Source organism: Nocardioides aquaticus (assembly GCF_018459925.1).
Classification (GTDB): Bacteria; Actinomycetota; Actinomycetes; order Propionibacteriales; family Nocardioidaceae; genus Nocardioides; species Nocardioides aquaticus.
On record NZ_CP075371.1, the window covers coordinates 1161170 to 1177810 of the forward strand.

General features: G+C 73.9%; 16 protein-coding genes. 9 read left to right on the forward strand and 7 right to left on the reverse strand.

Annotated elements, in window-relative coordinates; all coding sequences use genetic code 11:
• Positions 1-69 precede the first annotated feature (69 nt).
• Positions 70-471: a cyclic nucleotide-binding domain-containing protein gene (locus tag ENKNEFLB_RS05700; RefSeq protein ID WP_214058308.1), complete on the reverse strand. Its 402-nt coding sequence runs from the start codon at positions 469-471 to the stop codon at positions 70-72.
• A 35-nt stretch (positions 472-506) separates the two neighbouring features.
• Positions 507-932, reverse strand: a complete 426-nt coding sequence (locus tag ENKNEFLB_RS05705; RefSeq protein ID WP_214058309.1) for a DUF5709 domain-containing protein — start codon at positions 930-932, stop codon at positions 507-509.
• A gap of 92 nt (positions 933-1024) precedes the next feature.
• On the opposite strand from ENKNEFLB_RS05705, the gene ENKNEFLB_RS05710 reads away from it, so the two are divergent.
• The 3 genes from ENKNEFLB_RS05710 to ENKNEFLB_RS05720 all read left to right on the forward strand — a co-directional run bounded on the left by ENKNEFLB_RS05710 (position 1025) and on the right by ENKNEFLB_RS05720 (position 4894).
• A complete protein-coding gene (locus ENKNEFLB_RS05710) occupies positions 1025-2425 on the forward strand; it encodes an FGGY family carbohydrate kinase (protein ID WP_214058310.1) in 1401 nt (466 codons plus the stop codon).
• Positions 2426-2493: 68 nt separating this feature from the next.
• Positions 2494-3657 (forward strand): xylose isomerase, encoded by a 1164-nt coding sequence (xylA, locus tag ENKNEFLB_RS05715; RefSeq protein WP_214058311.1) that lies wholly within the window; start codon positions 2494-2496, stop codon positions 3655-3657.
• A 28-nt stretch (positions 3658-3685) separates the two neighbouring features.
• Entirely contained in the window at positions 3686-4894 is a 1209-nt protein-coding gene (locus tag ENKNEFLB_RS05720) for an ROK family transcriptional regulator (protein WP_214058312.1), read from the forward strand.
• Between the two features lie 11 nt (positions 4895-4905).
• On the opposite strand, the gene ENKNEFLB_RS05725 is transcribed toward ENKNEFLB_RS05720, so the two are convergent.
• A complete protein-coding gene (locus ENKNEFLB_RS05725; RefSeq protein WP_246535854.1) occupies positions 4906-6174 on the reverse strand; it encodes a GAF domain-containing protein in 1269 nt (422 codons plus the stop codon).
• A 155-nt stretch (positions 6175-6329) separates the two neighbouring features.
• Here ENKNEFLB_RS05725 and ENKNEFLB_RS05730 point away from each other — a divergent pair, with 155 nt between their 5' ends.
• The 6 genes from ENKNEFLB_RS05730 (at position 6330) to ENKNEFLB_RS05755 (ending at position 11848) form a co-directional block, all read left to right on the forward strand.
• A complete protein-coding gene (locus ENKNEFLB_RS05730) occupies positions 6330-6758 on the forward strand; it encodes a diol dehydratase small subunit (RefSeq protein WP_214058314.1) in 429 nt (142 codons plus the stop codon).
• A 63-nt stretch (positions 6759-6821) separates the two neighbouring features.
• Positions 6822-8486, forward strand: coding sequence for a propanediol/glycerol family dehydratase large subunit (locus ENKNEFLB_RS05735; protein ID WP_214059334.1), 1665 nt, complete (start codon positions 6822-6824; stop codon positions 8484-8486).
• Entirely contained in the window at positions 8455-9087 is a 633-nt protein-coding gene (locus ENKNEFLB_RS05740) for a propanediol/glycerol family dehydratase medium subunit (protein ID WP_275955945.1), read from the forward strand. The genes ENKNEFLB_RS05735 and ENKNEFLB_RS05740 overlap by 32 nt, the downstream gene beginning before the upstream one ends.
• Positions 9084-11024, forward strand: coding sequence for a diol dehydratase reactivase subunit alpha (locus tag ENKNEFLB_RS05745; RefSeq protein WP_246535855.1), 1941 nt, complete (start codon positions 9084-9086; stop codon positions 11022-11024). The genes ENKNEFLB_RS05740 and ENKNEFLB_RS05745 overlap by 4 nt, the downstream gene beginning before the upstream one ends.
• The gene (locus tag ENKNEFLB_RS05750; protein WP_214058316.1) at positions 11017-11382 is read left to right on the forward strand and encodes a glycerol dehydratase reactivase beta/small subunit family protein; all 366 of its coding nucleotides are present in this window, start codon (positions 11017-11019) and stop codon (positions 11380-11382) included. The genes ENKNEFLB_RS05745 and ENKNEFLB_RS05750 overlap by 8 nt, the downstream gene beginning before the upstream one ends.
• A gap of 64 nt (positions 11383-11446) precedes the next feature.
• Positions 11447-11848: a GlcG/HbpS family heme-binding protein gene (locus tag ENKNEFLB_RS05755; RefSeq protein WP_214058317.1), complete on the forward strand. Its 402-nt coding sequence runs from the start codon at positions 11447-11449 to the stop codon at positions 11846-11848.
• A 38-nt stretch (positions 11849-11886) separates the two neighbouring features.
• Here the strand turns inward: ENKNEFLB_RS05755 and ENKNEFLB_RS05760 are convergent, their stop codons facing one another.
• From ENKNEFLB_RS05760 to ENKNEFLB_RS05775, 4 genes are all read right to left on the reverse strand, one after another.
• Positions 11887-13125 (reverse strand): ROK family protein, encoded by a 1239-nt coding sequence (locus tag ENKNEFLB_RS05760; protein ID WP_214058318.1) that lies wholly within the window; start codon positions 13123-13125, stop codon positions 11887-11889.
• 10 nt (positions 13126-13135) lie between these two features.
• Positions 13136-14431, reverse strand: coding sequence for a sugar ABC transporter permease (locus ENKNEFLB_RS05765; RefSeq protein WP_214058319.1), 1296 nt, complete (start codon positions 14429-14431; stop codon positions 13136-13138).
• Positions 14432-14458: 27 nt separating this feature from the next.
• Entirely contained in the window at positions 14459-15232 is a 774-nt protein-coding gene (locus ENKNEFLB_RS05770) for an ATP-binding cassette domain-containing protein (RefSeq protein ID WP_214058320.1), read from the reverse strand.
• Between the two features lie 168 nt (positions 15233-15400).
• Complete coding sequence (locus tag ENKNEFLB_RS05775) at positions 15401-16468, reverse strand: sugar ABC transporter substrate-binding protein (RefSeq protein WP_246535856.1); 1068 nt, start codon at positions 16466-16468, stop codon at positions 15401-15403.
• Positions 16469-16641: the final 173 nt, after the last annotated feature.

Consider the following 16641-nt stretch of genomic DNA (forward strand, 5'->3'; position numbering starts at 1 on the left):
GAGCGTCATCTCGGGGTGCCGCGAGCGTCATCTCGGGGCGCCGCGAGCGTCATCTCGGCAGCGCGCGGCTCAGTCCGCGTGCGCGGCGGCGGTGGCCTCGAGGGCCCTGCCGAACGCCGGGATCTCCTCGGCGAGCCGGGAGAGGTCCTCGTTCGTGAAGTGCACGACCTCGAGCTCCGAGGTGGAGACCACCGCCGCGGTGCGCAGCTTCTTCTGCAGCACGCCGATCTCCCCGATCAGGTCGCCGGCGCCGACGGTGGCCACGACCGCCCCCTTGCGCCGCACCTCGGCGGTCCCGGTGAGCAGGACGTAGGCCTTGTCGGCCGGCGTGGTCTCCGCCATCAGCGACCACTGCGCGGGCAGGTGCACCAGGCGGCCGGCGTCGGCCACCTTCGCGAGCTCGCGCTTGGAGAGGTCGGCGAACCGCGGCACTCGGGTCAGTCGGGCGGTCAGGTCGTCGCTCTTGGCCATGGCCGGATCCTAGGAGACTCCGAGGGCCGGCGGGACTAGATCTGCTCGCCGTCCTCGGGGACGACGTGGACCGCCGCCTCCTCGGCGCCGGCGCCGGCCCCGTCGATCCCGGCGTCGTCCCCGACCATGGCCTGGTCGAGGTCCGCGCCGCCACCCTGGTCGGGGTCGACCAGACGGCCGGCGCGCTCGTCGCCGACCTCGCCGTCGTCGATGTCGTTGACGTCCTCGGAGGCGGCCGCGTCGTACGGGTCGGCCTCGGGCACCTCCTGGTCGAGGCGCTCCTCGAAGGACTCGCCCTCGAGCACCTCGGCGGTGGTCGTGCCGTGCTTCATGTTGCCCGACAGCTTCTCCGGCGGGGAGTAGCCGCGGTCCAGCTCGTCCTCGACGTCGTTCTCCGCCCCGGCGAGGGCGTCCTCGCGCGAGAGCTGGTCGCCGGCGTAGATGTCTCCGTCTTGGCTCATGCTCGCCACGGTACGCACCGCGCGCCGCTCCGGGAGGGTGAGGGTCCCGCGACCCCTTGACTTAAGTACGAGAGTCGTACTTAATGGGGCTTGTGACGCTCGTCATGGGGATCGACTCCTCCACCCAGTCCACCAAGGCCGTGCTCGTCGACGCCGCCGACGGTCGTGTCGTCGACGCGCGCTCCGCCCCGCACCCCGTCGGCACCGAGGTCGACCCGCGCGCCTGGCTGGCCGCCGTCGACCGCGCCACCGACGGCCTGCTCGAGCTGGCCGACGCCGTCGCGGTGGGGGGCCAGCAGCACGGCATGGTCGCCCTCGACGAGGACGGGCAGCCGGTCCGCGACGCGCTGCTCTGGAACGACACGCGCTCCGCCGGGACCGCCGCCGACCTGGTCGCCGAGATGGGCGGTCCGCAGGCCTGCGCGGACGCCGTCGGCAGCGTCCTGGTCGCCTCCTTCACGGCCTCCAAGCTGCGGTGGCTGCGCGACCACGAGCCCGCGGCCGCGGCCCGGGTACGCCGGGTGCTGCTGCCCCACGACTACGTCTCGCTGCACCTGGCCGCCGCCGGCACCGAGCCCTTCACCGACCGTGGCGACGCCTCCGGCACCGGGTACCTCGACACCGCCGCCGGCACCTGGCGCCCCGACCTCGCCGCGGCCGCCCTGGGCCACGAGGTCGACCTGCCCCGTCTCGTGGCGCCCGGGACGGCCGCGGGCACCACGCGCACGGGCGCCCTGCTCGCCGGGGGCACCGGGGACAACATGGCCGCCGCCCTCGGGATGGGTCTCGAGGTCGGCGACGTCCTGGTCTCCCTCGGCACCTCCGGCGTCGCCTCCTGCATCAGCGCGACGCCCGTGGCCGACGGCAGCGGCGTGGTCACGGGCTTCGCCGACGCGGCCGGCGGCTTCCTGCCGATGGTGACCACGATGAACGCCGCCCGGATCCTCGACCTGCAGGCCGCCTGGCTCGGCGTCGACCACGACGAGCTCGGCCGCCTCGCCCTCTCCTCCACCCCCGGCGCGGGCGGGGTGAGGATCTCGCCCTACTACGGCGGCGAGCGCTCGCCGAACCGGCCCGCCGCGACCGGCACCTGGAGCGGCCTGCGCGACACCACCACCCGCGCCGACCTCGCCCGCGCCGCCGTCGAGGCGCTCCTGTGCTCCCTGGCCGAGGCCGTCGAGCGGCTGGTCGCCGAGACCGGCCGGCAGCCCGCCCGCGTGCTGATGGTCGGCGGCGCCACCCGTAACCCGGCGGTCCAGGCCCTGGCCCCGGCGCTGCTCGGCCACGACGTCTCCCTCCCGCCGGCGGGGGAGTACGTCGCCCTCGGCGCCGCCCGCCAGGCCGCGTGGGCCCTGGCCGGCACGGACGGCCCGCCGTCGTGGGCGGCCGGCCCGACCACCGTGCTCACCGCCGACGCCGCCGCGCGCGACGCGGCCCCGGCGGTGCGGGCGGCGTACGCCGACCTGCGCGAGCGCACCGCCCCCTGGTCCTGACCGGCCACCCCGCACCCACCCGCACCCAGCACCAGCACCGACCCCCGCACCGACCGAGAGGCAGACCCATGAGCATCCCCACCCCGACCCCCGAGGACCACTTCTCCTTCGGTCTGTGGACCATCGGCTGGCAGGGCCGCGACCCCTTCGGCGAGGCCACCCGCCCCGCGATGGACCCGGTCCACGCGCTGGAGAAGCTGGCCGAGCTGGGCGCGTACGGCGTGAACTTCCACGACGACGACCTGATCCCCTTCGGCGCCGACGACGCCACCCGCGACGGCATCCTGGACCGGTTCCGCCAGGGCCTGGCCGACACCGGTCTCGTGGTCACCACCGCCACCACCAACCTCTTCACGCACCCGGTCTTCAAGGACGGTGGCTTCACCTCCAACGACCGCGCCGTGCGCCGCTTCGCGCTGCGCAAGGTGATGCGCAACATCGACCTCGCCGCCGAGCTCGGCGCGAAGATCTACGTCTGCTGGGGCGGTCGCGAGGGTGCCGAGTACGGCGCGTCCAAGGACGTCGGCGTGGCCCTGGACCGCTACAAGGAGGGCTTCGACCTCCTGGGCGACTACGTCACCGAGCAGGGCTACGACATGCGCTTCGCGATCGAGCCCAAGCCCAACGAGCCGCGCGGCGACATCCTGCTGCCGACGGTGGGGCACGCCCTGGCCTTCATCGAGGAGCTCGAGCGGCCCGACCTGGTCGGGGTCAACCCCGAGATCGGGCACGAGGAGATGGCCGGGGTCAACGCGGCCGCCGGGTACGCGCAGGCGCTGTGGTCCGGCAAGCTCTTCCACATCGACCTCAACGGCCAGAATGGCCCCAAGTTCGACCAGGACCTGCGCTTCGGCGCCGGCAACGTCCGCGGCGCCTTCTGGGTCGTCGACACCCTGCTCGCCGGCGGGTACGACGGGCCGGTCCACTTCGACTTCAAGCCGGCCCGTACCGAGGGCGAGGACGGCGTCTGGGCCTCGGCCGCCGGCTGCATGACCAACTACCTGGTGCTGCGCGAGAAGGTCCAGGCGTTCCGTGCCGACCCGGAGGTGCAGGAGGCGCTCGAGGCCGCCCGCGTGCCGGAGCTCGCCGTGCCGACCCTGGCCGAGGGTGAGACCTGGGCGCAGCTGCGCGAGGAGGCCGACCCCGACGTCGAGACCTTGGCCGCCCGCGGGATGGGCTTCGAGCGCCTCGACCAGCTGGCCCTCGAGCACCTCTACGGCGTGCGCGGCTGACGGTCGGACGACGAGCAGGGGCACGGGAGTGGTGACGGGCGGCGCCGGCACGACCGAGGGCCTGCGCCGCGCCAACACCTCCGTGCTCCTGCGCTCGTTGCGCGACCACGGCCCGGCGAGCCGGGCGGCGCTGGCCTCGCGCACCGGCCTGTCCAAGGCCACGGTCGGGGTGATCGTGGCCGGGCTCGAGGCGGCCGAGGTGGTCGCCCCGGCGACCGCGGAGGTCCCCCCGGCGCGCGGGCGTCCCAGCAGGCCGGTGGCCCTGACCGGGCACGACCACCTCGGTGTCGGGTTCGAGCTCAACGTCGACTACGTCGCCGCCTCGGTCGTCGACCTGTCCGGCCACGAGCGGCTGGCCACCACCCGGCCCGTCGAGCGCGGTCGGGGGCTGGCCGACCTGGGCCGGCTCGCGCACGACGTCGCGGACACGCTGGGCCGCCCCGGCGCCGGCTCGGGAGGCGCGGGGGTCGTCGGGGCCACGGTCGCCCTGCCGGGCCTGGTGCGCGGCGACGAGCGCACCGTGGCCTGGACCCCGAACCTGGACCTGCCCGAGGACGAGCCGGCCCGGACGGTCGCCCGCGCGCTCGGCGGCATCCTCGGTGAGGGCGGCACCGTCCGCGTCGGCAACGACGCCGACTGCGCCGCCCGGGCCGAGGCCCGCCACGGGGCCGCGCAGCAGGTCGGGCACGCGCTCTACCTCACCGGCACCGTCGGCATCGGTGCCGGCATCCTCGAGGACGGGCGCCCCCTGCGCGGGGGAGCGGGCTTCGCCGGCGAGGTCGGCCACCTGCCCCTCGCCGGCGCCGACGCGCGGTGCGGCTGTGGGCGTACCGGCTGCTGGGAGGCGGCGGTCGGGCTGCACGCGATGCTGGCGGCGGTCGGCATGACCGAGCTCGAGACGCCGCTGGCCTCCGCGGAGGCCGTCGCCGCGCGCGCCCGCACCGACGCCGGCGTGCGCCGCGGGCTCACGCTGGTGGGCCACGAGCTGGGCGTGGGTCTCTCGGTCCTGGTCAACGTGCTCGACCCCGAGGTGGTCGTCCTCGGCGGCTACTTCGCGGTGCTCGGCGACGACGTGCTCGACCCGGCGCGCGCCGCCCTCGACGCCCTGCTGGCCTCGCCGGTCCAGGTGCGCCCGGAGCTGAGGCCCGGGCGGCTGGGGATCGCCGCCGCCGCCCTGGGTGCGGCGGAGCGGTCGCTGGAGCCGGTCTTCAACGGCGAGGTCGCGCTGCTGCCCTGAGCCGGCCGGTGTCACATCCTCCCGAGGCGCGAGCGCGTCAGGGGCGGTCGGCCGGGCGCGGGCTCGAGGCCGTACTCGATGCGCAGCCGTCGGACCTGGGAGAGCGCGGCCAGGCGCAACGGCGAGCCGGGGTCCAGGAGCGCCGCCTGCCGCTCCCAGAGGGCCAGGTCGTCGGCGGCCCAGCCGGACCGGGTCGCCGCGGTCAGCAGCTCGACGTCCTGGGAGGCCAGCAGGGCCGCCACGAGGTCACGTTCGAGCGCGTCACGTCGGCGGGCCACGCCCGGGGACGTCGACTCCGGGAGGAGCGGGCCCCGGTAGGACCGCACCGCCTCGGCGAGCCGACCCGCGCGCAGCGACCCGGCGACCTCGAGCCAGTCGGCCCGGACCTCGGGGACCAACCGGTACGGCCGCGACTCGAGCACCCCCGGGCCGAGGAGCGCCCGCAGGCGGGTGACCTGGGCGCGGGTGGTCGAGGGGCGCACCTCCTCCTCGTGGACCTCGGTCGCGAGGCGCTCGGCGGTGACCCCCTCCGGGGCGTCGGCCAGCACGGCCATCACGTCGCCGTGCCGTGGGCTCAGGCGGACGGTGCGCCCCGCCAGCACGACCTCGCAGTCGGGCCGGCCCAGGCCGCGCAGGACCAGCACGGGCCGGGTGGTCCGGGGAGCGCGGGTGGTGCGGGTGGCCCGGCGGGTCGGGCCGACCCGCTCCTGGCTCGCCAGTCGGCGCTGGAGGGAGAGACGACCGAGCTCGGACTCCGCCAGGCGGGCCACCGACCGCACGAGGGCGAGGGTCTGGGGCAGGTCGACCGCGTCGCCGCCGGTCACGTCGACGACGCCGAGGATGCGTCCGGTCTCCGGGTGGTGGATGGGGGCCGCGGCGCACGACCAGGGCTTGTAGGCGACGTTGAAGTGCTCGCGGGAGCTGATCTGCACCGGCGCGTCGAGGCGGAGCGCCGTGCCGGGGGCGTTGGTGCCGATCAGCTCCTCGCCCCAGGAGGTGCCCTCCACGAAGTTGATCCCCTCGGCCCGGCGCAGCACGTCGGGGCGTCCGCAGACCCACAGCAGCTGGCCGTGGTCGTCCCCGACGGCCATCACGCAGTCCGAGGCCTCGGCGGCGCGCCCGAGCACGTCGTGCAGGAGGGGGAAGACGGCCGAGAGGGGGTGGCTCGCGCGGTAGGCCAGCAGGTCCCGGTGCTCCAGCCGCAGCGGCGCCTCCGCGTGGTCGGCGTCGATGCCGGCGGCGGCCGACCTCTTCCAGGACTGGGCGACGAGCGTGCGCACGAGGGCTCCCTCCGGACGTCGCGGGACGTCGGTCTCGACGCAGCATAGATGCAACGTGTCCCATGTCACAGTGCTCGAGACGCACCGCCGGTCGGTGCGTCAGCCCGACAGGCGCAGGTCCCGGTGATCGCCGGGCCCGCCGCGAGAGGAGCCCGATGTCCCTCCCAGAGCTGGACCGCACCGACTACCCGTTGAGCGTGAACCGACCCGACCTGCTCACCACGCCGACGGGTGCGTCGTTCGACTCGCTCACGCTGGACCGCGTGGTCGCCGGCGACGTGAGCGCCGAGGACCTGCGGATCACCCCGGACACGTTGCGGCTCCAGGCCAGCATCGCCGACGGGGTCGGTCGCCGGCAGCTGGCGGCGAACTTCCGTCGCGCCGCGGAGCTGACCGCGATCCCCGACGAGCGGCTGCTGGCGATGTACAACGCGCTGCGCCCGAACTCCTCGAGCAAGGCCGAGCTCCTGGCCCTCGCCGACGACCTCGAGACCACCTACTCCGCCCACCACGCCGCGGGCCTGGTCCGCGAGGCAGCCGACGTCTACGAGCGTCGCGACATCCTCGCCGACGAGGACCAGTGAGGAACGCGCCATGACCACCACCGCCACGCCCGCCACGCCCGGGGGCGTCACCCCCGGAGGTCCCTGCGCACCGAGGCCCTCGAGGCCCGCCCGGTCAACCTGGACGGCTTCGTCGAGGAATGGCCCGAGAAGGGCATGGTGGCGATGGACAGCGCCTTCGACCCCGCGCCCAGCATCCGCGTCGAGGACGGTGTCGTCGTGGAGATGGACGGGACCGAGCGCGCCGACTTCGACTTCATCGACCAGTTCATCGCCGACCACGCGATCGACACCGACGTGGCCGTGGACGCGATGGCCCTCGACACCGTCGAGATCGCCCGCATGATCGTCGACCCCGGCGTCACCCGGACCACGGTGCGCGACGTGGTCGCCGGGCTGACCCCCGCCAAGCTGCTCGGGGTGGCGAACCACCTCAACATCGTCGAGATCATGATGGGGATGCAGAAGATGCGGGCCCGGCGGACCCCCGCGAACCAGGCCCACTGCACCAGCGCCCGGGACAACCCGCTGCAGGTGGCCTGCGAGGCCGCCGAGGCGGCGCTGCGCGGCTTCTCGGAGATCGAGACCACCCTCGGCGTCGTGCGCTACGCCCCGCTGGTCGCGATGGCGCAGACCATCGGCGCGCAGGTGGCCGAGGAGGTGCCGCTGACCCAGTGCGCCCTCGAGGAGGCCACCGAGCTCGAGCTCGGCATGCGCGGCATCACCAACTACGCCGAGACGATCTCGGTGTACGGCACCGAGCCGGTGTTCGTCGACGGCGACGACACCCCGTGGTCCAAGGCGTTCCTGGCCTCGGCCTACGCCTCCCGGGGCATCAAGATGCGCTTCACCTCGGGCACCGGCTCCGAGGTCCAGATGGGCAACGCGCAGGGCAAGTCGATGCTGTACCTGGAGATCCGCTGCATCCTGATCGCGAAGGGCGCCGGCTCCCAGGGCCTGCAGAACGGGTCGATCTCCTGCATCGGGGTGCCCGGGGCGGTGCCGTCCGGCATCCGCGCGGTGGCGGCGGAGAACCTGATCGCCTCCGCGCTCGACCTGGAGTGCGCCTCCGGCAACGACCAGTCCTTCTCCCACTCGCCGATGCGGCGGGTGGCCCGGCTGCTGCCGCAGATGCTGCCCGGCACGGACTTCGTGTGCTCGGGCTACTCGGCGGTGCCCAACTACGACAACATGTTCGCCGGCTCCAACCTCGACACCGACGACTTCGACGACTTCAACACCATCCAGCGCGACCTGATGGTCGACGGGGGGCTGCAGCACGTGGGCGAGAGCGAGATCCTCGCAGCGCGCCAGCGCGCGGCGGAGGCGCTCCAGGCGGTCTTCGAGCACCTCGAGCTGCCGCGGATCCGCGACGAGGAGATCGTCGCCGCGGTGTACGCCAACGGCAGCAACGACTGCCTGCCGCGCGACGTGCTGGAGGACCTCAAGGGAGCGCAGAGCGTGATGGACCGGGGGATCACCGGCCTGGACCTGGTCACGGCCCTCGACGCCACCGGCTTCCGGGACATGGCGCAGAACCTGCTGACGGTGCTGCGCCAACGGGTGTCGGGCGACCTCCTGCAGACCTCCGCGATCCTGAAGGGGATGGTGCCGCTCTCCGCGGTCAACGACGACAACGACTACGCCGGACCGGGCACGGGCTACCGGCCGAGCGGGGAGCGGTGGGAGCAGATGAAGCGCCTCCGGCACGTGACCAGTGCCGAGAACCCCGAGACCGAGGTCGGCTGAGAGCCGGCAGGAGGAGACGACGATGAGCACCACAGCAGGAGAACGCACCCTCCGCCTCGTGGAGGTCGGCCCGGCGACCCGGGGTGAGCGGCGCGACGAGGTGGTCGTGGCGCTCGCGCCGGGCTTCGCCGACACCTTCAGCCAGACCATCGTCGGCGTGCCGCACGCAGAGCTGCTGCGGCAGCTGCTCGCCGGCATCGAGGAGCAGGGCGTCGCGGCCCGCCTGGTCCGGTTCCGGCACACCTCGGACCTCGCGGCGATGGCGCACGCCGGCGCCCGGCTGTCGGGCTCGGGCATCTCGGTCGGCGTGCTGTCCCGCGGGACCACGATGATCCACCAGCGCGACCTCGCCCGCCTGTCCAGCCTGGAGCTGTTCCCGCAGTCGCCGCTGATGACGCTGGAGACCTTCCGCAACGTCGGCCGCAACGCGGCGCGGTACGCCAAGGGCGAGTCCCCCGAGCCCGTGCCCACCCTCAACGACCAGATGGCCAGGCCCCGGTGGCAGGCCAAGGCGGCGCTGCTGCACCTGAAGGAGACCGAGCTCATCGTCAAGGGCGCCAAGCCCGTCGAGGTGACCCCCGACGTCGCGACGGCCCCGTGAGCGCAGGCGTCCACGACGCCGGCCGCGACCAGGACGTCGGGGACCCCGGCGACGCCGGTGACGCCGGCGCACCCCGCCGGTCCGCCGGGCTCGTGGTCGGGGTCGACATCGGCAACTCCACCACCGAGGCCAGCGCCGCGCGCGTCACCGGCCGCGGGGGAGCCGAGCACCGGGGGGCCTCGCTGAGCCGCACCAGCGGGGTGAAGGGCACGGTCGACAACGTGGCGGGGGTGGTCACCGCCGTCGAGGCGGCGCTGCGTCGGGCCGGGCACGAGGTGGCCGACGTCGGGACCGTCCTGCTCAACGAGGCGACCCCGGTCATCAGCGGGCTGGCGATGGAGACCATCACCGAGACGATCATCACCGAGTCGACGATGATCGGCCACGACCCGCGGACGCCGGGTGGTGCGGGCCTCGGCGTGGGGGTGACGACCGCGCTGGCCGACCTCGGGGAGTCCGAACCGGGTTCGTCGGTGGTGGTCGTCGTGCCGGCCACGAGCGACTTCGAGGACACGGCCGCGGCCCTGGAGGCGGCCGGGCAGCGCGGCGTCCACGTCGCGGCGGCGGTGCTCGGCAACGACGACGCCGTGCTGGTGGTCAACCGGTTGAGCAGCCCGGTCCCCGTCGTCGACGAGGTCTCCCGGATCGAGGCGGTGCCGATCGGGATGCTGGCCGCCGTCGAGGTCGCCGCCCCCGGGCGCACCGTGCGCACCCTGTCCAACGCCTACGGCCTGGCCGGCGTCTTCGGCCTCGACGCCGAGCAGACCCGGACGGTCGCGCCGGTGGCGCGAGCCCTCACCGGCAACCGGTCGGCGGTCGTCGTGCGGACCCCGGCCGGCGACGTGAGCGACCGGGTGGTGGCCGCCGGCGAGCTGCGGCTGGTCGGGGCCGAGCGCACCCTGTCCGTGGACGTCAGCCGGGGGGCGGAGGAGGTGATGGACGCCCTGGCCCGGGTCGCCCCGCTGGTGGACGCCACGGGGCAGGCCGGCACGAACGTCGGGGGGATGATGGCCTCGGTGCGCCAGACCATGGCCGACCTCGCCGGTCTCGAGCTCGACGAGGTGCGGGTCGGGGACCTGCTGGCCGTGGACACGGTCGTCCCCCAGGAGGTCAGCGGGGGGCTGGCCGGCGAGATCGTCCTGGAGAACGCCGTCGCGCTGGCGGCCATGGTGCGCACGCGCCACAGCGGGATGCAGCGGGTGGCCGAGGCCGTCCGCGTGGCGCTGGAGCACCGGGGGGCGTCCGGGGTGCAGGTCCAGGTGGGGGGCGTCGAGGCCGAGATGGCGGTGCGAGGAGCGCTGACCACCCCGGGCACCGACACGCCCCTGGTCGTGCTCGACCTCGGGGGCGGCTCCACCGACGCCGCGGTGCTGGAGCGCGGCGGCGAGGTGCGTGCCACCCACGTCGCGGGGGCCGGTGACCTGGTCACCCGGCTGATCGACGCCGAGCTCGGCCTGGGCGACCTCGAGGTCGCCGAGCAGGTCAAGCGGAACCCGCTCGGCAAGGTCGAGAGCTTCTTCCACCTGCGGCTCGAGGACGGCACCGCCCAGTTCTTCCGCGAGCCGCTGCCGGCAACGGTCTTCGCCCGCGTGGTCACCCTCGGCGAGCACGGGCTCGCGCCGGTGCCGACCCGGCACCCGCTGGAGCGGGTGCGGGCGGTGCGGCGCGCGGCCAAGGAACGGGTGTTCGTGGTCAACGCGCTGCGGACGCTCGCCCGGGTCGCACCCCGCGGTGACCTGCGCAGCATCGGCTTCGTCGTCCTGCTCGGTGGCTCCGCGCTGGACTTCGAGATCCCCGAGCTGGTCGCCGACGCGCTGGCGCCGCACGGGATCGTCTGCGGCACGGGCGACGTCCGCGGCAGCGAGGGACCGCGCAACGCGGTCGCGACCGGGCTGGTCGCGGCGTTCCTCGAGCGTGACGGGACCGGGCGTGCGTGACTCGGGGCGCCCCGAGCCACCCACGGTGGTGGTGCTGCTCGCGCCCGGTGGTGCCCACGACGCCCACGCGCTGCGCCAGGTGCTGGCCGGCCTCGAGGAGGAGGGCGTCCCGGCCGCCGTGGAGACGGCGGCCGCGCACGACTGCGTCGCGCTCGCCGAGCGGGCGGCGGAGCGCTCGTCGCTCGAGGTCGGCGTCGGGATCGCCGCCGACGGCGTCTGCCTTACCCACCGGGCGCTGCACGGGCGACCGCCGCTCGAGCACCTGCTCGACCCGGTGGTCGCGTCCCGGGCCCGGTGCCTGGGCCACGACGCGGCGCGCCTCGTGACCGGCATCGCGCTGAAGCTGCCCGCCGGCTGACGGCGCCACCCGTCTGCTCCCCACCACCGACCGTCCACCACGCACCACCCACCAGGAGGCCCCCATGTCCCACCACCTCACCCTCGCCGAGGCCGACACCGTGCTCGCCGCCGCGCGCGCCCACGCCGAGGAGATCGGCCAGCCGATGAACATCGCCGTCGTCGACGACGGGGCCCACCTCGTCGCCTTCGCGCGGATGGACGGCGCGATCAAGGCCAGCATCGACATCTCGACGCGCAAGGCCCGCACCTCGGTGATGATGAACCTGCCCACCGGGGCGCTGGCCCAGGTCACCCAGCCGGGCGCCGAGCTCTACGGCCTCGAGTGGACCAGCGGTGGCCTGGTCTCCTTCGGCGGCGGGGTGCTGCTGGTGCGTGACGGCGTCACCGTCGGCGCCGTGGGGGTCAGCGCGGGCTCGGTCGCGCAGGACGTGGCGGTCGCCGAGGCCGGCGCGGCCGCGCTCTGAGCGTGCCCTGACGGCCGCCGGGTCGTCGTCCTGCCTCGCTACCCGGCGAGCCGGGACGACGCCTCGGCCAGCGACGCCTGCAGGCCGGCCACCGGGTCGGCCAGCAGCGGCTCCAGGGCCATCTCGGCTGCACCGAGCAGGATGGAGTCGGCGCCGAGACCCGGCTGGGAGAGCACGAGCGACTCCAGCGGCGCGGGCAGCGTGCGGGCGTGGACGCCGGCGGCGATGTCACCCGGGACGAGCCGGTGCAGCGCGCGGAAGTAGCCGCCGAGCACGACGACCTGGGGGTTGAAGGCGTTGACGATGCCCGAGAGCCCCTCGCCGAGCTGGTGCCCGATCCGGTGCAGCGCCGGCGGCGGGGTGGCGTACCCGTCGAGGACGTCGCCCAGCGAGCCGACCGCGTCCACGGGGCACCCGATCGCCTCGGCGATGGCGTGCGCGCCGACCTCGGTCTCGAAGCAGCCGCGGCTCCCGCAGTGGCAGTCGCGACCCTCGGGGTCGAAGACCATGTGGCCGACCTCGCCGGCGTAGCCGCCCGACCCCTCCAGCCGCTGACCGCCCGCGACCACACCGGCACCGACGCCGACGTTGCCGGAGACGAAGATGAGGTCGTCGATGCCGACGCCCACGCCGCGCCCGTGCTCGGCCAGCGCGCCGAGGTCGGCGTCGTTGGCCAGCGAGACGGGGACGTCCACGCCGAGCGCGGCGAGGATGATCGAGCCGGGGGAGACGTCGACCCAGCCCAGGTTGGGGGCCAGACGCACCAGGCCGTCGCTGCGGCGCACCAGTCCCGGCACGCTCATCCCGATGCCCGCGAGCGGGGCACCGGCCGGGGCGCCGCGGACCACCCGGCGCACGAGCGCGGCGATCCCGGCGCCCACCTGCCACGCCTCGGCGTCCGGGTCCACGGGGCCGCGGACCCGCTCGTGGACGACGCCCCCGAGACCGACCCGGGCCACGACGACCTGGTCGACGCCGAGGTCGACCGCCACGACGTACGGCCCGGCCTCGGCGAGGGCGACCCGGGGCGAGGGGCGACCGGCGCCCCGCGCCCCGCCCGGGCCGGCCGGGGCGGAGCCCACGGTGACCAGCCCGAGCGAGGTGAGCTCGGTGACCAGGCCCCCGATGGTGCTGCGGTTGAGGCCCATGGCCGCCGTCAGCTCCGCCCGCGAGGTCGGTCCGCCGAGGTGCACCTGGCGCAGCATCGTGGCCAGGTTGTGCCGGCGGACGCCCTCCTGGTTGGTCCCCGTGCCCGTGCGCCGTGGTGCGGCGTCCACGGCCACGGGACTAGATCCCGGCAGCCGAGCGACGACGGCGCGAGATCGCGTCGACGCTCGCGGCGATGAGGAGCACGCCACCGGTGACCAGGAAGTTGATGTAGGCGGCCTGGTTCAGCAGGCCCAGGCCGTTGGCGATCGTGGCGATCACGACACCACCGATGACGGCGTCGAGCGCCCGGCCCTTGCCCCCGAAGAGGCTGGTGCCGCCGATGACCGCGGCCCCCACGGCGTAGAGCAGGACGTTGCCGCCGCCGGAGGAGGTCGAGACCTTGCCGGTGTAGGAGGACTGGACGATGCCGCTGATCACGGCCATCGAGGAGCAGATGACGAAGGCGTAGACGCGCATCTTCAGCACGCTGATGCCGGCGCGGCGGGCGGCCTCGGCGTTGCCGCCGACGGCGTAGAGGTGCCGGCCGAAGGTGGTGCGGTCGAGCACGAAGGTCCACAGGATGAGCAGCACGACCACGACCGGGAGGACGTAGGGGATGCCGGCGATCGGGAAGCTCGGGTTCAGGCTCCGGTCGATGCTGAGCATCGCGGTGATGCCGAGGACCACCGCGGCGACCACGGCGATCTTGATCAGGACCACGCTCATCGGGTCGTGCTGGAGGTTGTTGGCGACCTGGCGGCGCTGGCGCAGCAGCGTGCCGACGGCGAAGACGACGGTCAGCACGATCGCGGCCACCCAGCCGGCGGTGACAGGCACGTTGTCGATGGTCAGGCCGCGGATCACCGGGTCGTCGACCCGGATCGAGCCGCCGTCGCCGATCAGCCTCAGGATGACGCCCTGCAGGCCCAGGAAGAAGGCCAGCGTCACCACGAAGGACGGGATGCCGAGCCGGGAGACCAGCTCACCGATGATCAGGCCGATCACGGCACCGGTGACGATGGCGCCGATCACGCCGAGGTACCAGGGCAGGCCCTGCTCCACGATGAACATCGCGCTGACGGTGGCCCCGACACCGCCGGCGACGCCGGCGGACAGGTCGATCTCACCGAGCAGCAGGACGAAGACCAGGCCCATGGCCAGCAGGCAGATCGGACCGGCCTGCACGACCAGGTTGGCCATGTTGAGCAGCGAGAAGAAGCGGTCGCTGGCCAGGCCGAAGACGATCATCAGCACCACGAGGCCGAGGACCGCGGGCAGGGAGCCCATGTCGCCGCCGCGGAGGCGCCCGACGTAGTCGTTGACGGAGTCGCGCAGCGTGGCTGCGGAGCGGTTGTCGGCGGCGAAGTCGCCGGTGGCCATCTTGTCGCCGCCGCTCTCGGGGGACGTGCGCGGTGTGGTGGGCGTGGTGCTCATCGGGTACGGCCTCTCGGGTTCGGGCGGTCAGACGGTGGCGGCGTTGTCGCTGATGCCCAGCGACCCGCTGCGGCCGGCGGTGATCAGCTCGACCACCTGGCTGTTGTTGACGTCCGAGGTGGCGACGTCGGCGGCCACGCGGCCCAGGTAGAGCGCGGTGATCCGGTCGGCGACCTCGAAGACGTCGCCCATGTTGTGCGAGATGAGCACGACGCCGAGGCCGCGGTCGGCGAGGCGACGGACCAGGTCGAGGACCTGACGGGTCTGGGCGACACCCAGGGCGGCGGTGGGCTCGTCGAGCAGCACGATGCGGGAGTTCCACAGCACCGCCTTGGCGATGGCCACCGTCTGGCGCTGGCCGCCGGACAGGCTGGCGACCGACTGGCGCACCGACTTCACGGTGCGCACCGAGAGCGACGCGAGCGTCTCGCGGGCCCGGGACTCCATCTCGGTCTCGTCGAGCACGAGGCCCTTGCGGGTCTCGCGGCCCAGGAACATGTTCTCGACGATGTCGAGGTTGTCGCACAGCGCGAGGTCCTGGTAGACGACCTCGACGCCGAGCGCGGCGACGTCGCGGGGCCCGTGGACCTCGACCTTCTTGCCGTCGTAGACGTAGTCGCCGTTGTCGCGGCCGTAGATGCCGGCGATCACCTTGACCAGGGTCGACTTGCCGGCGCCGTTGTCGCCGACGAGCGCGGTGACCTGGCCGGGGTAGACCGAGAAGTCCACGTCGTGGAGCACGTGGGCGTTGCCGAAGCTCTTGTTGACCCCGCGCAGCTGCAGGAGTGGTTCGCTGGACATGGTTCCTCCGGGAGTGCGGGGCGGGCGGTGCGGTCGGGCGGTGGTCCGGGCGGTGCAGGCGGTGCGTCGGCTGGTGTCGGGGGCGTGGCCTCGCGGTCGGCGGTGGCCGACCACGAGACCCACCCTCGGACCTCAGCTGAGCCGCGGGTGGCGGTCAGCGGAGCGGCATCAGGAGATGCCGTTCTCCTCGCAGAGCTGGGCGAACTCGCCGGCGCAGACGTCCTCGACGGTCTGGCCGCCGTCGTCGATGACGTCCTGGACGTTGTCGGCGGTGATCGAGACCGGGTCCAGCAGGACCGAGGGGACCTCGCGGCCGCCGTCGACGTCCTCGGTGGTGCCGTTGGTCTCGGCCTCCTCGCCCGTGGCCAGCGCGATCGCGACGTCGGCGAGGGCGTTGGCCTCCTCCGTGGCGGACTTGTAGACCGTCATGCACTGGGTGCCGGCGAGGATGTTCTGCAGACCCTCGACGGTGGCGTCCTGACCGGTCACGGGGACCTCGCCGGCCGCGCCGTTCTTCTCCAGGATGGAGATGGCGGAGCCGCCGAGACCGTCGTTGGCGGCGTAGACGCCCTGCACGTCACCGTCGGCCTGGGTGTAGAGTTGCTCGAAGATCGTCACGGCCTGGTCGTTGTCCCAGTCCGGGACGGCCTGCTCGCCGGCGTTGGTGTAGCTGCTGTTCTCGTCGAGCACCGAGTGCGCGCCCTCGGAGAACAGGGTCGCGTTGTTGTCGGTGGGGGAGCCGTTGAGGTAGATGATGTTCGCGTCCTCGTCACCCAGGCAGTCCGCCAGGCCCTGGCCCTGGAGCTCGCCGACCTTGGTGTTGTCGAACGAGACGTAGTAGTTCGCGGAGCCGCCCAGCGTCAGGCGGTCGTAGTCGATCGTCTGGACGCCCTGGGTGGCCGCCTTCTCCTGGATCGCGGCACCCGAGTCCGAGTCGAGGTTGACGATCGCCAGGACGGTGACGCCGTCGGCGACCATGCCGTCGGCGATCTGCGCCATCCGGTCGGCGTCGCCCTGGGCGTTCTGGATGTCGGCCTCGACGCCGGCCTCCTCGAAGGCCGCCTCGAGCGCCGGGCGGTCCGCGGACTCCCAGCGCACCGACGACTTGGTGTCGGGCAGGATCACGCCGACCTTGCCCTGCGACTCGCTGCTGCTGCCGCCGCCGTCGCTGGCGCTGTCGCCCGAGTCGCTGCCGCACGCGCCGAGCGCGAGTGCCAGACCGACCGTGGCCATCATGGCCAAACCCTTGTTTCGCTTCACGCGAACCGCCTCCTCGCGGGTACCCGTGCCGGCTCTGGAGCGACACGCCTTTTGTTGTGTGGCACAACATATGAGCGTGGCGGCCGTCACGTCTACAGGCACAAAGTCCATGTTTCGCAACTGTTACCTCCGCGAGGATCGGCGGGGCA